A 22,771-nucleotide genomic window follows, 5' to 3' on the forward strand; every position below is an offset into this window, starting at 1 on the left:
ATGGCACTATTAAGTAAGCAAAACAAAGAGGCTTTCACTAATCCGTTGAACCTCGATCATCCCATATTGGTGCAGGTACTGGGTATCTGTTCTGCACTTGCTGTAACCAGCCAGCTGAAGCCGGCTATCGTGATGGGTCTAGCTGTGACTGTTATTACAGCCTTCTCTAATGTGATTATCTCAATTATTCGTAACACCATTCCTAACCGTATCCGTATTGTGGTACAGTTGGTTGTTGTTGCAGCGCTGGTAACCATTGTTTCTCAGGTGCTCAAAGCCTACGTTTATGACGTAAGTGTACAGCTCTCAGTATATGTTGGTTTGATTATCACCAACTGTATTCTGATGGGCCGTCTTGAGGCTTTCGCTATGCAGAACAAGCCTTGGCCTTCGTTCCTCGATGGTGTGGGTAATGGTATCGGCTATGCTATGATTTTGGTTGTCGTGGGAGCTTTCCGTGAGTTCTTCGGACGTGGCTCATTGCTGGGCTTCCAGATCATTGACTGCAAGGACTTTAACAATGGTATGATGACAATGCCTGCCATGGCTCTGATTTTGGTGGGATGCGTCATCTGGATACATCGTGCATATTTTTATAAGGAGAAGTAATTTATGGAACACGCAATATCATTATTCTTTAGGTCGATCTTTGTCGACAATATGATTTTCGCATTCTTCTTGGGTATGTGCTCGTTCCTTGCCGTTTCGAAGAATGTTAAGACATCGCTCGGATTGGGTATGGCAGTTACTTTTGTGCTGCTGGTCACTGTCCCAGTTGATTATCTGCTCCAGACCAAGGTGCTTAGTGAAAACGGCATCTTCGGCATGGACCTCTCTTATCTGTCATTCATCCTCTTTATCGCTGTTATCGCAGGTATCGTGCAGTTGGTAGAGATGGTGGTTGAGAAGTATTCTCCATCACTTTATGCAGCCTTGGGTATCTTCTTGCCTCTGATTGCTGTGAACTGTGCCATCATGGGTGCATCACTCTTCATGCAGCAGCGCATCCTGCTCGACCCCTCAGAGACTAAAGCCATCACCAGCGTTGTTGACGCTTTGGTTTACGCTTTTGGTTCAGGTATCGGTTGGACAATAGCTATTGTGGCTATGGGTGCTATTCGTGAGAAGATGCAGTACAGCGATGTTCCCAAGCCTTTGCAGGGACTCGGAATTACGTTTATCACCGTTGGCTTGATGGCTATGGCTATGATGTGCTTCAGCGGACTTAAAATTTAAGAGGAGGACAGTATGTTTATTTTAAATAGCATTATCGTGTTTCTGGTGACGATCATTGCCATCGTCATCATCCTGCTCGTTGCGAAGAAATATCTGTCTCCCTCGGGCAATGTGAATATTGAGATCAATGGCGAGCGCACTATCAATGTGCCTCAGGGTAACAACCTGATGGCTACACTCAATCAGAATGGCATCTTCCTGCCTTCTGCCTGTGGTGGTAAGGCATCATGCGGCCAGTGTAAGGTACAGGTTCTTGAGGGCGGTGGCGAGATTCTCGACTCAGAGAAGCCTCACTTCACCCGTAAGGAGATCAAGGATCACTGGCGTCTGGGATGTCAGTGCAAGGTGAAGGGCGACCTGAAGATTCATGTAGATGAGTCAATTCTGGGTGTTAAAGAGTACGAGTGTACTGTTATCTCTAACAAGAACGTGGCTACCTTCATCAAGGAGTTCAAAGTGCAGCTGCCTGCAGGTGCTCACATGGACTTCCTGCCTGGTTCTTATGCTCAGATTAAGATTCCTGCATTCGACTGCATCGACTATGATAAGGACATCGACAAGAGCCTGATTGGTGATGAGTATCTGCCTGCATGGGAGAAGTTCGGTTTGTTCCCACTCAAGTGTAAGAACCCCGAACCTACTATCCGTGCTTACTCAATGGCAAACTATCCTGCCGAGGGCGATGTGTTCATGTTGACAGTTCGTATTGCCACACCTCCTTTCAAGGCCGATCGTTCAGGCTTTATGGAAGTTAATCCTGGTATCGCTTCGTCTTATATCTTCTCACTGAAACCCGGTGACAAGGTTATCATGAGTGGTCCTTTCGGTGACTTCCATCCACACTTCGACTCGAAGAAGGAGATGATTTGGGTAGGTGGTGGTGCCGGTATGGCTCCTCTGCGCGCTCAGATTATGCACATGACCAAAACGCTTCACACCACCGATCGCGAGATGCACTACTTCTATGGTGCACGTGCGCTGAACGAGGTGTTCTATCTCGAGGATTTCCTCGGATTGGAGAAGGAGTATCCCAACTTCCACTTCCACTTGGCTTTGGACCGTCCAGACCCCGCAGCCGATGCTGCTGGCGTAAAGTACACTCCAGGTTTTGTTCACAACGTGATGTTCGAGACCTATCTGAAGGACCACGAGGCTCCCGAGGATATCGAGTACTACATGTGCGGTCCTGGTCCTATGTCAAAGGCCGTTGTCGGCATGCTCGACTCTCTGGGTGTAGATCCCGAGAGCATCATGTATGATAACTTCGGTGGATAAGGCACAGAAAAGCATTACTTTACTCATCTTAAAGGGCAACTTTACGCATCGTAAAGTTGCCCTTTTCCGTTCTAGTTCAGTAATTTTTGTTTTTTTCAACTTTTAGATTTTTCTATTCACTCCTTTTTTATTAACTTTGCAAGCGGTTTATGAAAGCAACAGAGAAGAAGGACAGTGTGCGATTGGCTGTAGAGCGCATACTGACTAGTTATTTGGAGATGAATAATCATCGCAAGACGCCAGAACGCTTTGCGATATTAGAGGCTGTTTACAGTTTCAAGGGCCACTTCACGCTCGAGGAACTTGGCCAAAAGTTGAACGATGTTTATAAGTTTCCAGTTAGCCGTGCAACCCTCTACAACACCATCAATCTCTTTTTGGAATTGCGACTCGTGGTACGTCACAGTTTTCAGGGCGCTACAAAGTATGAAGCCTGTTATGCCGATGATAGCCATTGTCACCAGGTATGTACCGTTTGTGGAAAGGTGACCGAAGTCCGCGCTCCCGAGATATCAATGGCCATTGATCAGATGAAGCTAAAGCGATTCCATAAAGATGGATTTACGCTATATATTTATGGCATCTGTTCTACTTGTCAGGCTGCTCTGACCAGAAAACGTAATAGTATGAATGTTAAACATTAAAATTAAACGATAGATTTCGATGAACACAGGTAAGGTAGATGTCCTGCTGGGTTTGCAGTGGGGCGATGAAGGTAAAGGAAAGGTAGTTGACGTGCTGACTCCCAAGTATGATGTGGTGGCCCGCTTCCAGGGTGGTCCTAACGCTGGTCATACCCTTGAATTCAATGGTGAGAAGTATGTGCTACGCTCTATTCCTTCAGGTATTTTCCAGGGTGGCAAAGTGAATATTATTGGTAATGGTGTCGTTTTGGCTCCAGACCTTTTTATGGACGAGGCTAAAGCCCTCGAGGCAAGTGGACATCCACTTCGTCAGCGCCTTCATATTTCAAAGAAGGCCCATTTGATCATGCCAACCCATCGTGTTCTTGATGCTGCCTACGAGGCACAAAAGGGAAAAAATAAGGTAGGTACCACTGGTAAGGGTATCGGTCCTACCTATACGGATAAAGTTAGCCGCACAGGTCTTCGCGTAGGCGATATCTTGGAGAACTTCGAGGAGAAGTATGCCGCTGCAAAGGCTCGTCATGAGGCTATCCTGAAGTCGCTCAACTTTGAGTATGACATTACTGAGGTTGAGAAGAAGTGGATGGAGGGCGTTGAATATCTTCGTCAGTTCCCCATCGTTGATTCTGAACACGAGCTTAATAAGTTGCTTGCCGATGGTAAGAGCGTACTTTGTGAGGGTGCTCAGGGCACGATGCTCGATGTGGACTTCGGTTCTTATCCCTTCGTGACTTCTTCAAACACTATTTGTGCTGGTGCCTGCACCGGCCTCGGTATCGGTCCTAACAAGATTGGTGAGGTATTTGGCATCATGAAGGCCTACTGCACACGTGTTGGTGCTGGTCCTTTCCCCACTGAGCTCTTTGACGAGACAGGCAAGAAGATTCGCGACCTCGGCCATGAGTATGGAGCAGTAACAGGCCGTGAGCGTCGCTGCGGTTGGATAGACCTTGTGGCACTGCGCTATTCTATCATGGTCAATGGCGTTACTCAGCTCATCATGATGAAGAGCGACGTGCTCGATGGCTTCGATACCATCAAGGCTTGCACCGCCTATAAAGTGAACGGACAGTTGACACGCGATTTCCCCTATAATATTGAAGAGGGCATTGAGCCTGTATATCAGGAGATGCCAGGATGGAAGACCGACATGACTCGTTTCACCAGCGAGAGTCAGTTCCCTAAAGAATTCAATGACTATATCGACTTCCTCGAGAAACAACTGGAGACACCAATCACCATTATCAGCATTGGTCCAGATCGTGAACAAACTATCATAAGAAATGGCAAATAAACCAAGTATACCCAAAGGAACACGCGACTTCGGCCCAGTAGAAATGGCCAAGCGCAATTATATCTTCAATACAATCCGTAGTGTCTATGAACTCTACGGATTTCAACAGATTGAAACCCCTGCACAGGAGACCCTTCAGACGTTGATGGGCAAGTATGGCGAAGAGGGTGATAAACTGCTTTTCAAGATTCTGAACAGTGGCGATTATCTGTCAAAGATCGACGATGCCGAACTGCAAGAGCGCAACACGTTGCGTCTGGCATCAAAGATTTGCGAAAAGGGCCTGCGCTATGACTTGACAGTGCCCTTCGCACGCTATGTGGTGATGCACCGTGAAGAACTGCAGTTGCCTTTCAAACGCTATCAGATGCAGCCTGTATGGCGCGCCGATCGTCCTCAGAAGGGTCGCTATCGCGAGTTCTATCAGTTTGATGGCGATGTGGTTGGTTCAGACTCACTCTTAAACGAGGTTGAGCTGATGCAGATAGAGGACGAGGTATTTACACGCTTGGGCGTACGCGTACAGATTAAGATTAATAACCGTAAGATTCTGACGGGTATTGCCGAGGTTATTGGAGCTGCCGATAAGATCGTTGACATTACCGTTGCTATTGATAAGCTCGATAAGATTGGCGTCGATGGTGTTAATGCCGAACTGCGCCAGGATGGTCTGACAGAGGAGCAAATCGCTAAACTTCAGCCTATTATTGCTCTCGAGGGAACTAACGAAGAGAAACTTAAAGTAATCGACGAGGTACTGAAAGAGAGTGAGGTAGGGCAGAAGGGTATTGAGGAAACCAAGTTTATTCTTGGCACCCTGAACACCCTTGGCACCCTGCGCAATGAGATTCAGCTAGACCTGACTTTGGCTCGCGGATTGAGCTATTACACAGGTGCAATCTTTGAAGTAAAAGCACTCGATACACCCATGGGTAGTATCTCTGGTGGTGGACGTTACGATAACCTCACCGGTATCTTTGGTATACCAGGTCTCTCGGGTGTCGGTATCTCTTTCGGTGTGGACCGCATCTACGATGTGCTCAATGCTCTCGACCTTTATCCAAAAGATTCGCTTCAGACCTCTCGTCTGCTTTTCATCAACTTTGGTGAACGCGAGACGGCCTATTGTCTGCCTATCATCTCAAAGGTTCGTGCCCGTGGCATCCGTACCGAGCTCTATCCCGATGCTGCAAAGATGAAGAAGCAGATGTCGTATGCCAATGCCAAGCAGATACCATTTGTTGCTCTGGCTGGCGAAAGCGAAATCGAACAAGGTAAGGTGACTCTGAAAAATATGGAGACGGGCGAACAGTTCTGTCTTGATGTTGATGAGTTGATAAACAAGGTGTTATAATACAAATTTCATAATGCAAAAGAAACGCAGATGGCATTGTCTGTCGGGACAAGAACCCACGGAACTTGACAAGCAGGTTATGTATTGGGAGAACAAGGGAAAACTTGTTCCCACACGTGACTTGATTAAAACGCCAGAACAAATTGAAGGTATCAGAAAAGCAGGCGTTGTGAATACAGGTGTGCTCGATGCTGTAGCAGCAGAGATTCATGCCGGTATGAGTACGCTGGAGATAGACCAGATCTGTCGTAAGTATTGCGAGGACCATGGTGGTATTCCTGCATGTCTTAACTATGAGGGCTTCCCAATGAGCGTCTGCACCAGCATCAACGAGGTGGTTTGTCATGGTATTCCTAAAGAGGAGGATATCCTTGAGGAAGGTGACATCATCAATGTTGACTTTACCACCATTCTTGATGGCTATTATGCTGACGCATCGCGTATGTTCATCATCGGTAAGACAACCCCCGAAAAGGAACAGTTGGTGCGTGTGGCCAAAGAATGTTTGGAAATCGGTATGGAAGCAGCAAAGCCATATAGCTTTGTTGGCGACATCGGTCATGCCATCGAGAAACATTGTAAGAAGTATGGATATGGCATCGTCCGCGATCTGGCCGGTCATGGCGTAGGACTTCAGTTCCATGAAGAGCCCGATGTCAATCACTATGGACATCGCGGTACTGGCATGTTGCTCGTACCTGGCATGGTGTTTACCATCGAACCTATGATCAACATGGGAACATGGCGCGTGTTCATTGATGCCGACGATCCATATGGATGGGAAGTCATTACAGAAGACGAGAAACCTTCAGCTCAGTGGGAGCATACGCTTGTCATGACAGAACATGGAGTTGAAATACTGACTTACTAATGGAAGAAAAAGATATTTATATATTAGGAATAGAAAGCTCCTGCGACGATACCTCTGCCGCAGTTCTGAAGAACGGCATCTTGCTGTCTAACGTGACCGCCTCTCAGGCAGTTCACGAAGCTTATGGCGGTGTGGTTCCTGAATTGGCTTCAAGAGCCCACCAGCAGAATGTGGTGCCTGTTGTAGATCAGGCCATCAAGCGTGCCGGTATTACCAAAGAGCAGCTCACAGCTATTGCCTTTACACGCGGTCCGGGTTTGATGGGCTCGCTGTTGGTAGGCGTCAGCTTTGCCAAAGGTTTCGCACGCTCGCTGGGCATTCCTCTTATCGATGTCAATCATCTCCAGGGACATGTGATGGCACACTTCATCCGCGAGGCCGAAGATGACCACGCATTGCCACCATTGCCATTCCTCTGTCTGCTTGTTAGTGGCGGTAACTCTCAGATAGTAAAGGTGAATGCCTACAATGATATGGAAGTCCTAGGACAGACCATTGACGATGCCGCAGGCGAAGCGATCGACAAATGCTCGAAGGTGATGGGGCTGGGCTATCCTGGTGGACCCATCATCGACCGATTGGCGCGTCAGGGCAATCCAAAGGCCTATCAGTTCTCTGAACCGCATATCCCAGGTCTGGACTACAGTTTCTCGGGTCTAAAGACCTCTTTCCTTTACAACCTTCGTAAGTGGGTAGAGGACGATCAAGACTTTGTGGAACATCATAAGGAAGACTTGGCTGCTTCGCTCGAGTGGACCATTGTGGATATACTTATGAAGAAGTTACGCCTAGCCGTGAAACAGACTGGTATTAAGCATGTTGCGGTGGCAGGTGGCGTGAGTGCCAACAATGGACTTCGTAACGCTTTCTACGATCATGCTAAGCGTTTCGGGTGGACTGTCTATATACCTAAGTTCAGCTACACCACTGATAATGCAGCCATGATAGGTATCGTTGGACATTATAAATATTTGGACGGCGAGTTCTGTTCTATTGATGCACCAACCTTTAGTAAAGTGACTTTTAAGTGAATCAACTAACAATCAAACATAGATTTCAGTAATATGGATTTTGAAGGAAAAATCATCAGTCGCGACGTTAGTCAGTTGCTGTGGGAAATGGAGAAAACTGTAAGTACAGCCGAGAGTTGTACTGGCGGTCGTATCGCAGAAACTATCATGGGCGTTCCTGGCGCTTCTAAATATTTCAAGGGCGGTATCATCTGCTATGTTAACGAGGTTAAAGAAAATCTTCTCGGTGTTTCTCACGAACTCTTGGAAGAGAAGACAGCCGTTTGCGAAGAGGTCGCTATCGAGATGGTGAAAGGAGCTTGTCAAACGCTGAATACCGATTATGCTGTGGCAGCTACAGGTCTGGCTGGTCCTGGCGGCGGTTCTAAGGAAATCCCTGTTGGCACTATCTGGCTGGCAGTAGGAAATGCCGAAAAAACTGTTACCACAAAGATTGTCGAGGATCATGGTCGCGACATCAATATTGCCATTGCTACCAATACTGCCATGCAGATGCTTCGTGATTTTCTGACTCAGGAAAATAAAGAGGAAGAAGCTGCAGAGAGTTAAAAAACATTAATGATTAAGTGATTGTTTTGCATTAATTCTCATTTTACAATAAAAATTCGTACCTTTGCACCCTGTTTGGAGTAAGTATCAAAAGTACACATTTTAAAGTAGATAGAGATGTCTAAGATTTGTCAAATCACAGGAAAGAAGGCACAGATCGGTAATAACGTGTCTCACTCAAAGCATCGCACTAAGAGAAGCTTTGATGTAAACCTGTTCAGCAAGAAGTTCTACTACGTAGAGGAGAATTGCTGGATTCAGTTGAAGATCAGCGCTGCTGGCCTTCGTATGATTAATAAAGTAGGTCTTGACGCCGCTTTGAAGCAGGCTGTTGCCAATGGCTTCGTGGATTGGAAAGACATTAAAGTAATAGGAGACTAATAGACCATGGCAAGCAAGAAAGCAAAGGGCAACCGCGTCCAGGTAGTTCTGGAGTGCACCGAGATGAAAAGCAGCGGTCTTCCTGGCACCAGCCGTTACATTACGACCAAGAATCGTAAGAATACGCCTGAGCGCATGGAGCTGATGAAGTATAACCCCATCCTGAAGAAGATGACTCTTCATAAGGAGATTAAGTAATAGTAAGACAGAATGGCAAAGAAAACCGTCGCTACCCTCCACGAAGGCTCAAAGGATGGTCGCGCTTACTCAAAGGTTATCAAGATGGTTCGCAGCCCCAAGACTGGCGCGTACATCTTCGATGAGCAGATGGTTCCCAATGAAGCCGTTAAGGACTTCTTCAAGAACTAATCTTATTTGAACGATTATTTTAATCAAATATTAAAGAGAGATGCGTTGTGAAGATGCATCTCTCTTTTTTGTTTCTCTCTTATTTCTTTATTTTTCCCTTTTTTTCTTATCTATTTCGAGCTTGTTTATTGCTTCTCTCTCTCTAGTTCCTTCCGTTAGCGATATACTTGTTCGTATTGTTTTGCCACCTTCAGATAGTCGTGGTGGCGCTTGACATATTCTATGCTTTGCTTTTTCAGCATGGGGATGCGAGAGGGATTGAGTATGAGCTGCTCTAACTCGTTGTAAACGCTCTCGTAGGTGGGCTGTACGTTGATGATGGGGCGTAGCTCGTGCTCATTGATGATCTCGTAGTTTTCGGGTTCGCCGCCGCCTATGCAGATGATGCCTTTCGACATGGCTAGTAGGGGGTTCATGGAAGGAGTGTAACTATAGAGCTGGTCTAGGATGGCATCGCTGCCGTCCATCATATGTTGGTATTCGGCAAATGGCACGCCTTCAGCTTTCATCAACTCCATCTTGTCGGGGTATTTGCGCAGAAGGTCTTCGGCAGCTTTCAGCATGATGTCGGTTCCCTTATAGGCGCTACGTCCTTTGCTGATACCGATAAACACCTTCAGTTTAGTGTGGTCTTCTTTGGTGAATGACGTAGGTGTTGTCGACAGACTCGTTGACTCGTTCTGAACTAGAGTAGTCTGCTCGTCTGAAGGCATTTTGATGGGTAGGGGAATGTAAGTCAGTTTTTGGCTGAAATACGGCTGGTAGCAGATATGGTCATCGTAGAGGCCAGACACGATAGCGTCGCAATCTTCGGCAATTAGCTTGTTCAGTTGCTCTTTGGGCGTGCCCAACCAGTCTTGCTGGTCTTTTATCACGTGCGGTTCGGTGCGCACCTGGTCGCCAATGTTGAAGTCGCTATAGCGCATAGGTTTTTTGTATGTGCTCTCGTGCACCCAGTAGTAGTCCATTCCCATGGCACATAGCACCATTTTCTTGTTGTGCTTGCGCAGGTAGCGGTATATGGGGAAGATGCGTTCTGCCTTTAGTTCCACGAACATAGGGTTAATAAGCTGAACCACGTCGTAGTTGCGCCAAGTGGGAAGTAGTGCGTATATCTTTGCCATCAGGGCGATGCCTCCCAGTTTGCCTTCCTTTCTTGCCAGGTCGATGTCACGTGGGTAGTTTTTCCAGAAGTCACCATTTGAAGCCACTGTGACCTCGTGCCCCAATGCCCTTAGGCCTTCGGCCAGTGTGGCGTGCACATTGCTATATTCTCCAAGCAGAAGTATTCTCATTGTTCGTGGTTATTGCTGAGGTTTTCCTGGTGTAAGACGTTTGTTGTTGAGCTTCCTATGTGAAAGAATACTTATCGTTCGCGGCTCATCAAAGGTAGGGTATGTATCAAGACCGTCAGCCCTACTTCGGAGTTTGTCATTCTGCGAAACCATTTATATTTGTTGGTATAGTCGCGCTCGGGTAGGGGGAAGAGATTCTTGTTCTTTAGGTCTTCCAGGCGTTTTTCTACCTCCGTTCTGCTTTTTGTTTCAACGATGGTTTGGTAGATATAATCCATTGTCAGCTGATCTACACGCCTTGTCAGGGCTGTGCGTTCATCGGTGGGCGAATGCTGAGCCAGCTCGCGCAGATCCTCGATGACGTGTAGCTTATCATTCAGGCGTTTGGCAATAGCTTCTGGCGTTCTCTTTGTTATTGTCGAGTCCGTCCTTATGTTGTAGAAGTAAGCCTTGGCGTCTGTTATGATGATTCTTTTAGCCTTCAGTAGTAACCTGGGTGTGAAGTCTTCGTCTTCGTGTATGATTCCTTCGATAAATCTCAGGCCGCCGATAATGTCGCGTCTGCAGATGTAGTTACACGCGGTTCCGTAGATGTTGCAGTTGGTCATGTAGTCGATGCCGGTTCTCTCGTCGTTGTCCTTGAACAGCGCTTGTCGCTTCTCCTTGCTGGTGAAATCGAAGACCACCATTTCTGGCTTTTTAAATCTCACCAGATCCAAGCAGTGCTCATATACCGGCGTTATCAGTCTGTCGTCGCTATCCACAAACTGCACATATTTTCCGGAAGCCATTTTCAGCCCCACGTTTCTGGCTGCACTTTGTCCCTGGTTTCTCTGTCGGATATAGATGATGTCTTCTTTCAACTCGTCCAGTTCGTCGATGACACACCTTTGCGAGCCATCATCCACGAGGATGATTTCTCGTTCGGTGGGCCTTAGCGATAAAGACAGGATGCTGTTCAGGCAGTCTTTTATCATCCAGTTTGGCACGTTGTAAGTCGGTATAATAAAACTTACTAGCGGCGTCCTAAGTTGTTGTGTATGGCTTTGTTCAGAATACATATACCTTTGATTCCAAAAATGTCTTGCATGAGGGCTTTTACTCTCTGCATGGGTGTCAGGCTGCGGTCGAAGGGCGATATATATCTGAATCTCAGCATGGGCTCTTTTCCCGTGAGTTCATAGACATCCATTTGTGTGTTCAGTATCCTCATGTAGTACGCGGGCGTGTACCAATGTTTTAATGCGGCCAAGTGTGCGTCCAGCAGCATCTCCAGTTCAGGTCCTTTGGCTGTTGCCGTGATGCCCTTTTCGTTCATGCAGTAGTGGTACAGTCCTTTCGAAGATGTTTTGACACGGTGGGCGTTCAGCAGTAGGCGGCGCAATGTGTGTATATCTTCAAACACGCGTCCTACGGGGAACTTGATATTCTCAAACAGTTCTCTGCGATACAGCTTGTTCCAAGCGTAACAGTGATCGAAGACCTCTTCGTTTATCCAGTAGTCCAGCATGTTGTCGTAGGTGCGGTCTTGCAGGCTTAGATCGCTCGTTTTTTCACCGTTCACGCTTTTCTCTACGGGATATTCCAGTATGTCGCAGTCTTCCATCAGTGGCAGTAGCTGGAGGTAGGTGTTAGGCTCCAGGTAGTCGTCTGAATCCACAAACGTCAGATACTCGCCTGTAGCTCGTTTGATGCCGGCGTTGCGAGCGTCGCTCAGTCCGCCGTTTCGTTTGTGTATGACGCAGACGCGGCTGTCTCGCTCTTGCCATTGGTTGCACAACACGGGGCACGCGTCGTCAGACCCATCGTCCACGAGTATGACCTCCATGTTAGCGATGTTCTGGTTTAACACGCTCTCCACGCATTTGTCTAGCGTGGCTTCCACGCGATATACGGGTATAATGACACTTAGTTTCATATCTTATTCGGTTGACAAAAGTACAATAAAATATCGGATAATCAAAATAAAAGTTGTAATTTTGCATTTTAATAATATAATTCATGAAAGTCGAAGGCGAAGATAGCTACGCCCATGTGCTGAAATACACGGGCATTTTTGGTGGTGTGCAGGGATTGAACATCTTTATCAATCTGGTGCGCACCAAGGTGGTGGCCATGTTTCTTGGTCCATCGGGTATGGGTTTGGCTTCGCTTTTTGGCTCAGTGGTGACGTTTGTTTCTCAGACCACCAATTTTGGCATCTCTTTCAGTGCTGTGCGCCACGTGTCCGAGCTCTTTGACAAGGGCAACGAGGATCAGATACAGCATTTTGTCAAGGTGGTGCGTGCCTGGAGTTTACTCACAGCCCTTTTGGGCATGCTGGTGTGTGTGGCTGCCGGTCCTTTGCTCAGCAAGTACACCTTCTCGTGGGGCGACCACACCCTCCACTTTGTTCTCCTGTCGTTTGCCGTGGGCTTGTTGGCCATCACGGGTGGCGAGTCGGCCATTCTCAAGGGTGCCCGCCGCCTGAAGTCGCTGGCTCTGATTCAGTTGCTCAATGTTCTGTTGGCATTGATCATCACCGTGCCCATCTACTACTTCTTTGGCGAGAGCGGCATTGTGCCAGTCATCGTGCTCACCGCTTTCTCGGCTATGCTCACCACAATCTATATGTCTTACCGCCTTTATCCCCTTCGGTTGCGAGGCTGCAAGGGCATTCTTGGTGAGGGTATGGGCATGGTGCGCCTGGGAGTGGCCTATGTGCTGGCAGGTATTCTAGGCAGTGGAGCCGAGATGCTGATTCGTGCCCATCTGAATGTGGCGGGCGAGCTCGATGTGGTGGGCCTCTATAATGCAGGTTTCGTCCTCACCATCACCTATGCCGGTATGGTTTTCTCGGCTATGGAGACCGACTATTTTCCCCGTATTTCCGCGGTGATGAACGCTGGCGCTGACACGATATCTGACGTGGTCAACAAGCAGATTGAGGTGTCTTTCCTGTTGGTATCGCCCATGCTGGCCGTGTTCATCTTGTTGCTGCCAGAGCTGTTGCCCCTGCTCACGCGTACCGATTTTACGCCTGCCGTCCCTATGGCCCAGGCATCATCGTTCTCCATGTATCTGCGTGCACTCTCGCTACCCATGTCGTTCATGGTGCTGGCCAAGGGCGACTCGCTGGCCTATCTGCTCATCGAGGGCTTCGACTCTATTTTGCTGTTCTTCCTTGTGGTGTTAGGCTTTCGCTATTACGGACTGGTTGGCACAGGTCTGGCACTCGATGTGTCCTATGCCGTGGACCTCGTCATCATTTTCTTCTTCACCAGCCGCCGCTATGGCTATCGTTTCTCGTTGCCATTACTCCAGATGGTGCTGGTGCAGTTGCCTTTAGGCGTGTGCATCTACCTGCTGTCCCAGCTAGACCATCCTTGGTTGGGAGTGGTGCTGAGCTATGTGTTGGCCTTTGTCAGCATCGTCTTCTCGCTCACCATTCTTCATCAGAAGACCTCGCTGTGGCTGTCGCTAAAGCAACGTTTGCAATCCAAATTCCGTCGCCATGAGTAGTAAGAAGGTCTCCGTGTTAGTGGCTGTCTATAATGCAGAGAAATGGTTGCCGCGCTGTCTCGACTCGTTGCTGGCCCAGACCCATCGCAACGTGCAGGTGCTGTGCATCGACGATGCCTCTACCGATGGCTCGCTGGCACTGCTCCGCCAGTATCAGCAACAGGACGATCGCATCACCGTTATTACCCTCGACAGTAACCATGGTCAGGCCTACGCCCGCAATCAGGGCTTACTGCAGGCCGATGGCGACTATGTATGCTTTCTCGATGCCGACGACTGGTATTCGCCCGATGCTATAGCCCAGGCGGTGGCCGTGTTCCAGCAGTATGATGATACCGACTGCGTGCTCTTTGATGTGGACTACGTCTATCCCAGCCATTCTGAGCTCTACGCAATGCCTCCTTTCACGTCGCTCACGGGCGAAGAGGCTTTCCGATTGAGTCTCGACTGGACCATTCATGGGGTCTATATGGTGCGCCGCGAGTTGCATCAGCGCTATCCCTACGACGACACCTGCCGCTCGTATAGCGACGACAACACCACACGCCTGCACTATCTGGCCTCGCGCCGGGTGCGCCGTTGCCAGGGTGTTTACCACTATCTGCAGCACGCCGCTTCAGTCACCCATGCCTGCGATGTGCGTCGGTTCGACTTCCTGCGGGCGGGCGAGAGTATGAAGCGCCAGTTGCAGGCCTTAGGGATGGGGACCGACGTGATGCGTCTGTGGGAGACCCAGCGCATGCTCACGCTGGTAGATCTGTGTATGTTCTACCATTGTCACTCCCGCGAGTTGCCCCCGGCCGATGCGGCCTACGGACTGCAGGAGCTGAGACGCGTCAGGGCAACCATTGAGCCTTGCTTGCTCGATCCCGCTCGTACCCGTAAGTTTGGCTATCGGCTCATGCCCTCGTGGGTGCTGTTCCGCTTTCAGGAGTGGCTCTATTTCACCCTTCGTGGCTTCTTGGGAAAGAATCGCTGAGTTGCTGCCACCTCTTATTTATTAATCCGAAAAAAAGAATACGATAGATATATATGGAAGACCTCCTTTCACAACTTAACGCCGGGCAGCGTGCTGCCGTGGAGTATAACGATGGTGCCTCGCTGGTTATTGCGGGTGCCGGCTCGGGCAAGACACGTGTGCTCACCTATAAGATTGCCTACCTGCTGCAACAGGGACTGAAGCCCTGGAACATCTTGGCATTGACCTTCACCAACAAGGCCGCTCGCGAGATGAAAGAGCGCATAGGCCGACTGGTGGGCTCAGAGCAGGCACGCTATCTGCAGATGGGTACCTTCCATTCGGTGTTTGCCCGCATCCTGCGTGCCGAGGCCGACAAGTTGGGCTTTCAGTCTAACTTCACCATCTACGACCAGAGCGACGCCCGCTCGCTGGTGAAGAGCATCGTCAAAGAGATGCAGTTGGATGATAAGGCCTACAAGCCCAATAGTGTGAGCGACCAGATTTCAATGGCCAAGAACCATTTGGTATTGCCCAGCGGCTTTGCCCAATGTTCGATTTACGACAGCAAGAAACCTGCCGTGGCCGAGGTCTATCGTCGCTATGTGGAGCGCTGTCATCAGGCCAACGCGATGGACTTCGATGACCTGCTGGTACAGACATATCTGCTGTTTCTTAATCATGAGGATGTGCGAAGGAAATATGTTGAGAAATTTCACTTCGTGCTGGTCGATGAGTATCAGGATACGAACTATGCTCAACAGCAGATAGTACTGCAGCTTACGCGCGAACGTCAGCGCGTCTGCGTGGTGGGCGATGATGCTCAGAGTATTTATAGTTTTCGTGGAGCAAATATTGATAATATACTGAATTTTAGGCAGTCGTATGATGATGCTCGATTGTTTAAACTGGAGCAGAACTACCGCTCTACGCAGCTTATCGTACAGGCAGCCAATAGCCTGATTCGCAAGAACGAGCGTCAGATACCAAAGGAGGTGTTTAGTGAAAATGAGCACGGAGAAAAGTTGACACTCAAGCCTGCCTACAGCGACAAGGAAGAGGCGCTCATCGTGTGCAACGACATACTGCGCATCAAGCGTCAGGAACATTGCGAGTTTAGCGATTTTGCCATACTCTATCGCACCAATTCGCAGAGCCGATCCTTCGAGGAATATATGCGCAAGATGAACATCCCGTATCGCATCTATGGCGGACTGAGCTTCTATCAGCGCAAGGAGATCAAAGACGTGATAGCCTATTTCCGCGTAGTGGTGAACCCCAACGACGAGGAGGCCCTAAAGCGCATCATCAACTATCCCACACGTGGCATCGGCGACACCACGCTCTCTAAGATCGTGGATACCGCCTCGCAAGATGGTGTGTCGCTCTGGGACGTGATGACCCGCCCGGCTCATCTCAACGTGAGCAAGGCCACGCTCACCAAGATTTCCAACTTCTGTCAGCTCATCGATGGCTGGCGTATGCGCCTTGATGGCGAGGATGCCTATCAGCTGGGCCATGCCATCATCATGGAGAGCGGCATCTCGCGCGACATCTATAGTGGACGCAACCCGGAAGACATCTCCCGACAGGAGAACCTCGAGGAGTTTCTCGGAGGTATGCAGGACTTTGTGGAGAGTAGGCGAGAGGAGGACATGGGCGATGCCGTGTCGCTGGGCGACTTCCTGCAGGAGGTGGCGCTGCTCACCGACCTGGATAGCGATAGCGATGAGGAGCAAGCCAAGGTCTCGCTGATGACCATCCATGCAGCCAAAGGACTTGAGTTTCCCACGGTCTTTGTGGTGGGACTGGAGGAGAACATCTTCCCATCGCCCATGTGCACCGATTCGATGCGTGCGCTCGAAGAGGAGCGCCGCCTGCTCTATGTGGCCATTACGCGTGCCGAGAAACATTGCATCCTGACCTGTGCGCAGAACCGCTTCCGCTTTGGGCGCGTGGAGTACGACACGCCCTCGCGCTTCATTCGAGATATCGATCCGTCGTTGCTGCGTGTCGATTCGGCCAAAGAAGTGCCCGAGCAGGACTATGGCACCAAGCGCTTGCCATGGACGCAGAACCCGCGCCCTGTGGCGTCGCAGTTCAAGGCCGACCCCATGCCACGCCAGGTGGCACCTCGTCGTGCCGAGGCGCCAGTAGACCCCTTCTCCGAGGGCTTCAAGCGCCGGCTAGTCAGCGAGAGTGGTGGACGTTTCAAACCTGTTCGTGGGCAAGTCCCCGCTATGTCGTCAGCCCCTGCAGCAGAAGCCACGTCTGGTCGGCTGCATGAAGGCAATGTGATTGAGCATCAGCGCTTTGGCATCGGCACCGTTGTCAAGGTGGAGGGCAGTGGCGAGAACGAGAAGGCCACCGTGGAGTTCCGCAACCTGGGCACTAAACAGTTGCTGCTGAAGTTTGCAAAATTCAAAGTCGTGTCTTGAGACATAATAATAGAGGGAAAGACATAATAACGGGGGTAAAGACATAATCGCTCGGCTCTGCCGCTTTCACCAAGCGAAGCGACTGAAATAACAGACGAACATACTTTTTTTACGAACATACTTTTTTTACGAACACACCTTTTTACGAATATACATATATGTTCGGCATCGTTGTTTTCTTTAAAAAACATAGTGCTGGGAGGTACCATTGGGGTAGTTTCAGTACCGCCATTTGGTAGTCTCAGTACCTGGCGTTGGTAGCCCGACTACCAAGCGTTGGTAGTGTGACTACCGCGGCTTGGTAGCCTCAGTACCAGCGCCTGGTACGACCAGTACCAAAACGTGGTACTCTTTTTGGTACTGAGATGTAAAGTTAACTCGTGTTAAACTTTAATACATCCATTGCCCTTTTTGAAAAATTGACTATTTTTGTTCCCGAATTGATACAAGTCAATTTGTAACCTAAAACCTTTTATTTAATTAATTATTTTTTATGGTTAAACATCTTTACCTAGTGCTTGCATTATTGCTTGCATCAGAGAGTGTTGATGCTGCGCCCATCTCGAAAGACGCAGCGCGTAAGAAAGCGGAAACCTTTGCTGTCAGAAAAGGACGTACGCTTAGTTTCACTAAAAGTGCTGTTCACAAGGCTCCACAAGCCAAAGAACAGGAAACCTCACCTTATTATGTGTTTGATATGGCTCAAGATGGCGGCTTCGTGATTGTTTCTGGCGATGACCGCACACGCAGCATTATCGGATACACAGAGAAGGGCTGCTATGATGAAGGCACACTGCCTGAAAACATGAAGTCGTGGTTGCAAATGGTTGCTGACCGCATCACGTCGCTCGGCGATGCAACAGCCACAACGAGTCAAAGCAAGCATGTCAAGTCTGCACGAGCAGCTGCGGCCACGGTGGTCATTCCACCACTGTTGTCGAGCACGTGGAATCAGGGTACTCCCTATTGGGACAACTGTCCCTTCCGTGATGGACAGCGTTGCTACACAGGCTGTACAGCAACTGCCTTTGCTCAGGTGATGTACTATTACCGCTGGCCTGAGGGTGCCACAACATCGGTGCCAGGCTATTCGGACGACGGACTGAATTACAGCTCGTTGCCTGCCACTACCTTTGATTGGAACCTGATGAAGAATAGCTATGGCGACGGCGACAGCGGCTCGAGCAGTGGCAATGCCGTAGCCAAGCTGATGCACTATGTGGGCAAGGGGGCTTTGATGCATTATACAGGTGGAGGCTCAGGAGCAGCTTTTGTCAATGCAATCAATGCACTCAAGAATTATTTTGGTTATCCTCAGGATATCTATGAGATATATAAGGACAACTATAGCAGTAGTGACTGGGTTAATGCTGTCTATGCAGAGCTCTACTATGGACGTCCAGTACTGATAGAGGGTTACTCAGACATCAACTGGGGCGGTGGACATGCCTTTGTTTGTGATGGCTACCGCGACGATGGCTGCTTCCACATCAACTGGGGCTGGGGCGGCTGGTGCGACGGCTATTTCAGTCTTGACGTACTGAACCCCGATGATCACAGTGGCATGGGCGCAGCTCCTGGTGGAAATGGTTATTATTGGCACGAGGGTGCAGTTATGAATGTGCGCCGTCCTGACGGCATCGGTGGTGGAACAAACTCGGGCGGTGTACCAGTGGCTACGTTCTATCAGGACATTAACTACGGTGGCTATGCTGTACAGCTTAGCGAGGGCACCTATACACAGTCGCAACTGGAGGCTCGGGGCATCCGAAACAATGACATCACCTCGCTGAAGGTATTGGCTGGATTCAAGGTGACTGTTTTTGATGGCTCGTCTTTCAATGGTGATAGCAAGACGCTGTCGGCTGATTGTAGTTGGATTGGTGGCGACTGGAACGACCGAGCCAGTTCTATCAAGATTGAACCCAATGGCGTGAGCGGTCTGGGTGGCATCCATAAGCTGAAGAATTATCACAGTGGCAAGTTTATGGATCTAGATGGTAATAGCACTAACAATGGCACCGCTATCGTGCAGTGGGACGACGAGGGTACTGAGCTCTATCAGCAATGGCGCTTCAACGAGATAGAGCCAGGTGTCTATACGATTCAGGCTGCTGCCACGCAGAGCCGAGGGCTCGACATTATCAACCGTGGCACTGCCAACGGCACGCAAGTCATTCTTTACGACTATCTAAATGGTGCTCATCAGCAGTTCATCGTCTTCGACAAGGGCGCTGGCTGGTATCAGCTGGTGGCACGCAATTGTGGACGTGTCGTGGAAATGCCTAATGCCAGCACCACTTCGGGCGAACATGTGCAGATCTGGGACAATAATAATCAGATATGTTCGTGGTGGCAGCTGGCGGTGGCTTACACGACGGCTGATTTGACCGATCTCGGTGGCTCATGCGAGGTGTCGCATGCGGCTGTGAACGGCAATGAGTCAGCTACAAAGCTATTTGACAACAATTCAAATACCAAATATTGTGCATTTGTCGGTTCTACAGACGAGGTCTCAATGACCTTCCACTCAACAAGAAGTGCCCGACTGACTAGCTACACCATTACTTCGGCCAACGACTTCGAAGGCCGCGACCCGAAGAACTGGCGATTGGAGGGTTCGACCAACGGCACTACGTGGGAGACTATTGACACGCGTAGCAACGAAATATTCACGGCGCGTTTCCAAAAGAAAACTTTCAGTGTCAATCCTTCAAACAGCTACAGTCATTATCGATTAGTGGTTACTCAACGCCGGGATGCTCAGTCCACGGTATTCCAGATTGCCGAGATCGAATATTTTGCTCTTGTGGCTCAAGGACAGTATGCACCAGCCAATGCTCAAGTGCTGAGCATTGATTCTAATATTCTTGATGGACACTCGTCCGAGCATACCTTTGATATCTACTCCGTGGATGGAAAGCTTGTAAAGAGAGCTGTCACCAATCTCGAAGGAATGCCTAAGGGTGTGTATGTGGTTAATCGCAAAAAGGTGATGATTAGATAAAAAAACAAAGTAGGGAAGAACCTCGAGTTCTTCCCTACTAGTTTCATTGTGTCATGTTTGTTAAGCCTACTCCTTTATGAGAAAGATAGTGCATTAAGCAGATTTTTTAACAAAATGCATTATTTTTCTGATAGAGACCATGTATTATATATTCCTTATTCTGAGTTTCTTGACTACATAAAAGATAATAAGGAAATTGTTGATGATGATCAGTTATTCCCTCAATATATCAAACATTAGAATAATACAGCTTTTCGAAAAAGTTGCTCGTGGTTATTTTGAAACAGTAGGAATACCAGAAACAGAAGTATGACTAGACGCAACAGTACGAGGATTTACTGCTCCATTTATCACTTTTTTATTTAAAGTGCTTACTGGGACAGGCTAATGGTCCACTTGCCTTACAGGCAGTGCAATGGACGAAAAAAAAGAGGGGGGGCTGGATACCCATAAATGGTTAATATTTTGTGAGGCTTATGGAGCTATGACGGAGCGAAAAAACACCATGATTTGAGTATTGCGCTCTTGGGCTTTTTAGGCTATCTTTGCAACGATAATCTATCGTTGAATAAATGTATTAGCTATTATGGGATTAGTAAGTAAGTTTTTCACTAATTGCGCTTACCCTAAGGGAACAATGGGGCGCATGATGCTTAGGGTTATGAATGCGTGTCATGCACCGCTGACCAATTGGGGACTGTCGTTCGTGACGTTTAAAGAGGGATGGACCATGCTTGACATTGGCTGTGGCGGTGGTGCTACGCTGAGACGCCTGCTGAAACGGAGCAAGAACGGCGTAGCTTATGGCATCGACATCTCAGAGGAAAGTGTGGCAAAGGCACGTAAGGTTAATGCTAAGGTGATAGACCGGCAGGTGTTCGTCTGTCAGGGCTCGGCTGTGAAACTGCCTTATGAAGACGAGAAGTTTGAACTGGTGACAGCTGTGGAAACGGTCTATTTCTGGCCAGAGTTGCCTGTGTGCTTGCAGGAGGTGCGTCGTGTGCTGAAGCATGGCGGACGCTTTGTAATTATGGTAGAGGTGGTGGACAGCTGCTCAAAATGGATTGACGTGGTGGAGGGTATGACGGCTTATCCTCCTGAGCAGCTGAAAGAGATGCTTGATGAGGCTGGATTCGTGAAAACGGAAATACACAGAAAGCGTCCTTCATATGCTGCCATTGTGGGGGTGAAGTCTTGATGTGTCTGGAACTGACGAGAAAAATAGGGGATGACGAGAAAATCTCATGCCAAAAGGGTGGCATGGGATTTTTTTGGGTATCTTTGCAAATTGAAAAATGGAACTTAACTAAAGAGAATATAAAAGCATGGGTAAGAGTCTATGGCAATGGCAAAAGGAAGGTACTTCGTGGAGGGGCATCGGCATTTATCACGTCACGCTGACGGTGCCGTCAAGGCAACTGTTGTTAGGACGTTTGGTCGTGACGGATAGCGACCCTTCTAAGGCTCGAGTGGAAAGAACGGAGCTGGGCAGACTCTTGTTGGAGTGTCAGCGGTCTGTGCCTGTGTTTCATCCCGAGATTCAGATCTTGCAGTATTGTCTTATGCCTGATCACTTGCACATGGTCTGGTACGTTCGCCGTCCGATGGAAAAGAGTATTAGACAGGTGGCGCAAGGGTTCTGGCAGGCTGTCAAGAAACTGGGGCGTGCATATAGCTATATCGTGGAGGGCGAAAGTGATGCCTGCCTTACAGGCGGCACAATGAACGAAAGGGATGGGGCTGTTGATGCTTGCCTTACAGACGGCACAATGAACGAAAGAGGTGGGGCGTTGAGGCTTTCGTCGATTGTTGAGGCTGATAGCCAGAAGAATTCTCTTTGTCTGGCTATTGGTAAGGAACGCTATTGTCGGCTGGACCCTGTATTCATAGAGCGACCTTTTCTGCGGCCATTATCACGTCGTGGGCAGTTGCATGCGATGATTCGATATGTGCAGATGAACCCTCAACGGTTGGCTACGAAACGGATGATGCCGGGCTTCTTTTGCATGCAACAGGGCATTGAGCTAGGCGAGCGTATCTATAGTGGGGTGGGGAATGTGAAGTTGCTATCTATGGAGCACTTTGCTGCGGTGCATGTGCGTGGCATGTGGGTGAGGGCTGCAGAAAGGGGCGACCGTCAGCAACTGCGTAGCTATATGAATGGCTGTGTGATTGAGGCTCGCAAGGGGTGTGTGATGGTGTCGCCATTCATCTCGCCACAGGAGAAGCAAGTGATGCGGGTTCTGTTAGATGAAAAACATCCGTTTATCCTTTTGGCAGACAATGGCTTTCGCAATTACTACAAACCGTCGGCTGCTCTTTTTGAGGCATGTGCAGAGGGGCGCGTGCTGATACTTAGTCCATGGACCTATGATGCCGACAAACGCCATGTGACGCGTGAGGAGTGTGTGGCCCTGAATGAAATGGCAGAAGCAATAGTGTTACATTTGAATGGATAAAAAAAGCGGGGCTCAAGGCCTCGCTTTCTTGTTATTGCGTTCGCTTAATCGCAACTTGACCTAGCGGTTGAAATTGCTCACGCTCGAAAATAAATGCAAGCATTCA

At 48.9% G+C, this 22,771-nt stretch carries 21 protein-coding genes; 18 read left to right on the forward strand and 3 right to left on the reverse strand.

What is annotated here, in order from left to right; genetic code table 11:
- The 12 genes from T496_RS0104665 (at position 1) to T496_RS14655 (ending at position 9,007) form a co-directional block, all read left to right on the forward strand.
- Positions 1–609, forward strand: a complete 609-nt coding sequence (locus T496_RS0104665; protein WP_027449713.1) for an NADH:ubiquinone reductase (Na(+)-transporting) subunit D — start codon at positions 1–3, stop codon at positions 607–609.
- Positions 610–612: 3 nt separating this feature from the next.
- Positions 613–1,236 carry an NADH:ubiquinone reductase (Na(+)-transporting) subunit E gene (nqrE, locus tag T496_RS0104670; RefSeq protein ID WP_027449714.1) on the forward strand — a complete coding sequence of 208 codons (624 nt, stop codon included), beginning with the start codon at positions 613–615 and terminating at the stop codon, positions 1,234–1,236.
- A gap of 12 nt (positions 1,237–1,248) precedes the next feature.
- Positions 1,249–2,511: an NADH:ubiquinone reductase (Na(+)-transporting) subunit F gene (gene nqrF, locus T496_RS0104675; protein ID WP_027449715.1), complete on the forward strand. Its 1,263-nt coding sequence runs from the start codon at positions 1,249–1,251 to the stop codon at positions 2,509–2,511.
- Between the two features lie 149 nt (positions 2,512–2,660).
- A complete protein-coding gene (locus T496_RS0104680; RefSeq protein WP_027449716.1) occupies positions 2,661–3,155 on the forward strand; it encodes a Fur family transcriptional regulator in 495 nt (164 codons plus the stop codon).
- Positions 3,156–3,174: 19 nt separating this feature from the next.
- Positions 3,175–4,452, forward strand: a complete 1,278-nt coding sequence (locus tag T496_RS0104685) for an adenylosuccinate synthase (RefSeq protein ID WP_027449717.1) — start codon at positions 3,175–3,177, stop codon at positions 4,450–4,452.
- Positions 4,442–5,806 (forward strand): histidine--tRNA ligase, encoded by a 1,365-nt coding sequence (hisS, locus tag T496_RS0104690; protein WP_027449718.1) that lies wholly within the window; start codon positions 4,442–4,444, stop codon positions 5,804–5,806. The genes T496_RS0104685 and hisS overlap by 11 nt, the downstream gene beginning before the upstream one ends.
- Before the next feature lie 13 nt (positions 5,807–5,819).
- Positions 5,820–6,677, forward strand: a complete 858-nt coding sequence (gene map / locus T496_RS0104695; RefSeq protein ID WP_027449719.1) for a type I methionyl aminopeptidase — start codon at positions 5,820–5,822, stop codon at positions 6,675–6,677.
- Positions 6,677–7,708 (forward strand): tRNA (adenosine(37)-N6)-threonylcarbamoyltransferase complex transferase subunit TsaD, encoded by a 1,032-nt coding sequence (tsaD, locus tag T496_RS0104700; RefSeq protein WP_044110650.1) that lies wholly within the window; start codon positions 6,677–6,679, stop codon positions 7,706–7,708. Before map ends, tsaD begins: the two co-directional genes overlap by 1 nt.
- 33 nt (positions 7,709–7,741) lie before the next feature.
- Positions 7,742–8,257, forward strand: coding sequence for a CinA family protein (locus T496_RS0104705; RefSeq protein ID WP_027449721.1), 516 nt, complete (start codon positions 7,742–7,744; stop codon positions 8,255–8,257).
- 117 nt (positions 8,258–8,374) lie between these two features.
- Entirely contained in the window at positions 8,375–8,638 is a 264-nt protein-coding gene (gene rpmB, locus T496_RS0104710; protein WP_027449722.1) for a 50S ribosomal protein L28, read from the forward strand.
- A gap of 6 nt (positions 8,639–8,644) precedes the next feature.
- Positions 8,645–8,836 (forward strand): 50S ribosomal protein L33, encoded by a 192-nt coding sequence (gene rpmG / locus T496_RS0104715; RefSeq protein WP_027449723.1) that lies wholly within the window; start codon positions 8,645–8,647, stop codon positions 8,834–8,836.
- Positions 8,837–8,848: 12 nt separating this feature from the next.
- Positions 8,849–9,007, forward strand: a complete 159-nt coding sequence (locus T496_RS14655) for a DUF4295 domain-containing protein (RefSeq protein ID WP_081778508.1) — start codon at positions 8,849–8,851, stop codon at positions 9,005–9,007.
- Positions 9,008–9,162: 155 nt separating this feature from the next.
- Here T496_RS14655 and T496_RS0104725 read toward each other — a convergent pair whose 3' ends face one another.
- The 3 genes from T496_RS0104725 to T496_RS0104735 all read right to left on the reverse strand — a co-directional run bounded on the left by T496_RS0104725 (position 9,163) and on the right by T496_RS0104735 (position 12,220).
- Positions 9,163–10,302 (reverse strand): glycosyltransferase family protein, encoded by a 1,140-nt coding sequence (locus tag T496_RS0104725; protein WP_027449724.1) that lies wholly within the window; start codon positions 10,300–10,302, stop codon positions 9,163–9,165.
- A gap of 71 nt (positions 10,303–10,373) precedes the next feature.
- Positions 10,374–11,363 (reverse strand): glycosyltransferase family 2 protein, encoded by a 990-nt coding sequence (locus T496_RS0104730; protein WP_027449725.1) that lies wholly within the window; start codon positions 11,361–11,363, stop codon positions 10,374–10,376.
- Positions 11,318–12,220 carry a glycosyltransferase family 2 protein gene (locus T496_RS0104735; RefSeq protein ID WP_027449726.1) on the reverse strand — a complete coding sequence of 301 codons (903 nt, stop codon included), beginning with the start codon at positions 12,218–12,220 and terminating at the stop codon, positions 11,318–11,320. The genes T496_RS0104730 and T496_RS0104735 overlap by 46 nt, the downstream gene beginning before the upstream one ends.
- An 83-nt stretch (positions 12,221–12,303) precedes the next feature.
- Between T496_RS0104735 and T496_RS0104740 the strand changes: the two genes are divergently transcribed.
- From T496_RS0104740 to T496_RS0104765, 6 genes are all read left to right on the forward strand, one after another.
- Positions 12,304–13,803 carry an MATE family efflux transporter gene (locus T496_RS0104740; RefSeq protein ID WP_027449727.1) on the forward strand — a complete coding sequence of 500 codons (1,500 nt, stop codon included), beginning with the start codon at positions 12,304–12,306 and terminating at the stop codon, positions 13,801–13,803.
- Positions 13,796–14,782 carry a glycosyltransferase family 2 protein gene (locus tag T496_RS0104745; protein WP_027449728.1) on the forward strand — a complete coding sequence of 329 codons (987 nt, stop codon included), beginning with the start codon at positions 13,796–13,798 and terminating at the stop codon, positions 14,780–14,782. The genes T496_RS0104740 and T496_RS0104745 overlap by 8 nt, the downstream gene beginning before the upstream one ends.
- A gap of 53 nt (positions 14,783–14,835) precedes the next feature.
- Positions 14,836–17,199 carry an ATP-dependent helicase gene (locus T496_RS0104750; protein WP_027449729.1) on the forward strand — a complete coding sequence of 788 codons (2,364 nt, stop codon included), beginning with the start codon at positions 14,836–14,838 and terminating at the stop codon, positions 17,197–17,199.
- Positions 17,200–17,713: 514 nt separating this feature from the next.
- Entirely contained in the window at positions 17,714–20,206 is a 2,493-nt protein-coding gene (locus T496_RS0104755; RefSeq protein WP_197018929.1) for a C10 family peptidase, read from the forward strand.
- A 646-nt stretch (positions 20,207–20,852) separates the two neighbouring features.
- Entirely contained in the window at positions 20,853–21,404 is a 552-nt protein-coding gene (locus tag T496_RS0104760; RefSeq protein WP_231478004.1) for a class I SAM-dependent methyltransferase, read from the forward strand.
- Between the two features lie 127 nt (positions 21,405–21,531).
- On the forward strand, positions 21,532–22,665 hold the full coding sequence (locus tag T496_RS0104765) for a hypothetical protein (protein ID WP_027449732.1): 1,134 nt from the start codon (positions 21,532–21,534) through the stop codon (positions 22,663–22,665).
- Positions 22,666–22,771 lie beyond the last annotated feature (106 nt).

It is taken from the genome of Xylanibacter brevis P6B11 (assembly GCF_000621825.1).
GTDB lineage: Bacteria > Bacteroidota > Bacteroidia > Bacteroidales > Bacteroidaceae > Prevotella > Prevotella brevis.

Excerpts from the sequence above, each read along its gene's own strand:
- T496_RS0104665 (WP_027449713.1), top strand. The coding sequence starts at position 1 with ATGGCACTATTAAGTAAGCAAAACAAAGAGGCTTTCACTAATCCGTTG.
- nqrE (WP_027449714.1), top strand. The coding sequence starts at position 613 with ATGGAACACGCAATATCATTATTCTTTAGGTCGATCTTTGTCGACAAT.
- nqrF (WP_027449715.1), top strand. The coding sequence starts at position 1,249 with ATGTTTATTTTAAATAGCATTATCGTGTTTCTGGTGACGATCATTGCC.
- T496_RS0104680 (WP_027449716.1), top strand. The coding sequence starts at position 2,661 with ATGAAAGCAACAGAGAAGAAGGACAGTGTGCGATTGGCTGTAGAGCGC.
- T496_RS0104685 (WP_027449717.1), top strand. The coding sequence starts at position 3,175 with ATGAACACAGGTAAGGTAGATGTCCTGCTGGGTTTGCAGTGGGGCGAT.
- hisS (WP_027449718.1), top strand. The coding sequence starts at position 4,442 with ATGGCAAATAAACCAAGTATACCCAAAGGAACACGCGACTTCGGCCCA.
- map (WP_027449719.1), top strand. The coding sequence starts at position 5,820 with ATGCAAAAGAAACGCAGATGGCATTGTCTGTCGGGACAAGAACCCACG.
- tsaD (WP_044110650.1), top strand. The coding sequence starts at position 6,677 with ATGGAAGAAAAAGATATTTATATATTAGGAATAGAAAGCTCCTGCGAC.
- T496_RS0104705 (WP_027449721.1), top strand. The coding sequence starts at position 7,742 with ATGGATTTTGAAGGAAAAATCATCAGTCGCGACGTTAGTCAGTTGCTG.
- rpmB (WP_027449722.1), top strand. The coding sequence starts at position 8,375 with ATGTCTAAGATTTGTCAAATCACAGGAAAGAAGGCACAGATCGGTAAT.
- rpmG (WP_027449723.1), top strand. The coding sequence starts at position 8,645 with ATGGCAAGCAAGAAAGCAAAGGGCAACCGCGTCCAGGTAGTTCTGGAG.
- T496_RS14655 (WP_081778508.1), top strand. The coding sequence starts at position 8,849 with ATGGCAAAGAAAACCGTCGCTACCCTCCACGAAGGCTCAAAGGATGGT.
- T496_RS0104725 (WP_027449724.1), bottom strand. The coding sequence starts at position 10,302 with ATGAGAATACTTCTGCTTGGAGAATATAGCAATGTGCACGCCACACTG.
- T496_RS0104730 (WP_027449725.1), bottom strand. The coding sequence starts at position 11,363 with ATGTATTCTGAACAAAGCCATACACAACAACTTAGGACGCCGCTAGTA.
- T496_RS0104735 (WP_027449726.1), bottom strand. The coding sequence starts at position 12,220 with ATGAAACTAAGTGTCATTATACCCGTATATCGCGTGGAAGCCACGCTA.
- T496_RS0104740 (WP_027449727.1), top strand. The coding sequence starts at position 12,304 with ATGAAAGTCGAAGGCGAAGATAGCTACGCCCATGTGCTGAAATACACG.
- T496_RS0104745 (WP_027449728.1), top strand. The coding sequence starts at position 13,796 with ATGAGTAGTAAGAAGGTCTCCGTGTTAGTGGCTGTCTATAATGCAGAG.
- T496_RS0104750 (WP_027449729.1), top strand. The coding sequence starts at position 14,836 with ATGGAAGACCTCCTTTCACAACTTAACGCCGGGCAGCGTGCTGCCGTG.
- T496_RS0104760 (WP_231478004.1), top strand. The coding sequence starts at position 20,853 with ATGATGCTTAGGGTTATGAATGCGTGTCATGCACCGCTGACCAATTGG.
- T496_RS0104765 (WP_027449732.1), top strand. The coding sequence starts at position 21,532 with ATGGGTAAGAGTCTATGGCAATGGCAAAAGGAAGGTACTTCGTGGAGG.